Genomic DNA, 1,478 nt, shown 5'->3' on the forward strand with positions numbered 1-1,478 from the left:
CTCGGCATCGACGTGTTCGCGATCGTCGAGCAGGACATGTATCCCTGCCTCGCCGACGCCCCGCTGCCCATCGCCAAGCGCACCCGCAACTACCTCGGGTCGTGCGGCATCCCGTCCGTCACATTCACATAGTCGGCCGCTCTTCCACAAGGAGAAATCACCATGCCCGAATTGCGTGTCGCCGTCCTGGGAGTCGGCGTCATGGGGGCCGACCACGTCGCCCGGATCACGTCCCGGATCTCGGGCGCGCGGGTGTCGGTGGTCAACGACTACGTCACCGAGAAGGCCGAGCAGATCGCCTCGGGCATCGAAGGTTGCCGCGCCGTTGCCGATCCCCTCGACGCGATCGCCGATCCGGACGTCGACGCCCTGCTGCTGGCCACCCCGGGCACCACCCACGAGAAGCAGCTGCTGGCCTGCCTGGAGCACCGCAAGCCGGTGATGTGCGAGAAGCCGCTCACCACCGACGTTTCCACGTCGCTGGAGATCGTCCGGCGAGAGGCCGAGCTTGATCGCCCGCTGATCCAGGTCGGCTTCATGCGACGCTTCGACGACGAGTACATGCGGCTCAAGGCACTGCTCGACGGCGGCGAACTCGGCGAGCCCCTGGTGATGCACTGCGTGCACCGCAACCCGAATGTGCCGTCGTACTTCGACAGCTCGCTGATCGTCAAAGATTCGCTGGTGCACGAGGTCGACGTGACGCGCTACCTGTTCGGCGAGGAGATCGCCAGCGTCCAGATCGTCAAACCCTCGTCGAATCCTGGTGCGCCCCAGGGTGTCATCGATCCGCAGATTGCGATCCTACGAACGGTGTCCGGACGGCACGTGGACGTCGAACTCTTCGTCACCACCGGTGTCGCCTACGAGGTGCGCACCGAGGTGGTCGCAGAACGTGGCAGCGCGATGATCGGCCTGGACGTCGGGCTGATCCGCAAATCCGCGCCGGGCACCTGGGGTGGTCAGATCACCCCCGGGTTCCGGGAACGGTTCGGCCGCGCCTATGACACCGAGATCCAACGGTGGGTTGACGCCGTCATCTCCGGCACCAACGTCGACGGACCGACCGCGTGGGACGGCTACGCGGCCGCGGCGGTGTGCGCGGCAGGTGTCGAATCGCTCGAAACCGGCCTGCCCGTTGATGTGCAGCTCGCCGACCGACCGTAGAACCGAAAACACAAGCAGGAGCAGAGTAATGACCAAGACGATTTCCCATTGGGTTGATAACAAGGTGTTTGCCGGCGAGTCCTCCGCGACGGCGCCGGTGACCAATCCGGCGACTGGTGTGGTGACCGGTCAGGTCGCGCTGGCCAGCGTCGCCGACGCCCAGCTGGTGATCGATGCGGCCGCTGCCGCGTTCCCGGCCTGGCGGGACACCTCGCTGGCCAAACGCACCCAGGTGCTGTTCGCCTTCCGGGAGCTGCTCAACGAGCGCAAGGGTGAACTGGCCGAGATCATCACCGCCGAGCACGGCAAGG

At 66.0% G+C, this 1,478-nt stretch carries 2 protein-coding genes and 1 pseudogene; all 3 read left to right on the forward strand.

Going from position 1 to position 1,478, the window contains the following annotated elements; translation table 11 throughout:
* Positions 1 to 132: pseudogene (locus tag ACTWP6_RS30235) on the forward strand (2-keto-myo-inositol dehydratase); the annotation flags it as partial.
* Positions 133 to 162: 30 nt separating this feature from the next.
* Entirely contained in the window at positions 163 to 1,167 is a 1,005-nt protein-coding gene (locus ACTWP6_RS30240; RefSeq protein ID WP_443189630.1) for a Gfo/Idh/MocA family protein, read from the forward strand.
* A gap of 28 nt (positions 1,168 to 1,195) precedes the next feature.
* Positions 1,196 to 1,478: aldehyde dehydrogenase family protein (locus ACTWP6_RS30245; RefSeq protein WP_443189631.1), on the forward strand; the 283-nt coding region annotated here is incomplete at its 3' end.

It is taken from the genome of Mycobacterium sp. 4D054 (assembly GCF_052245755.1).
Classification (GTDB): domain Bacteria; phylum Actinomycetota; class Actinomycetes; order Mycobacteriales; family Mycobacteriaceae; genus Mycobacterium.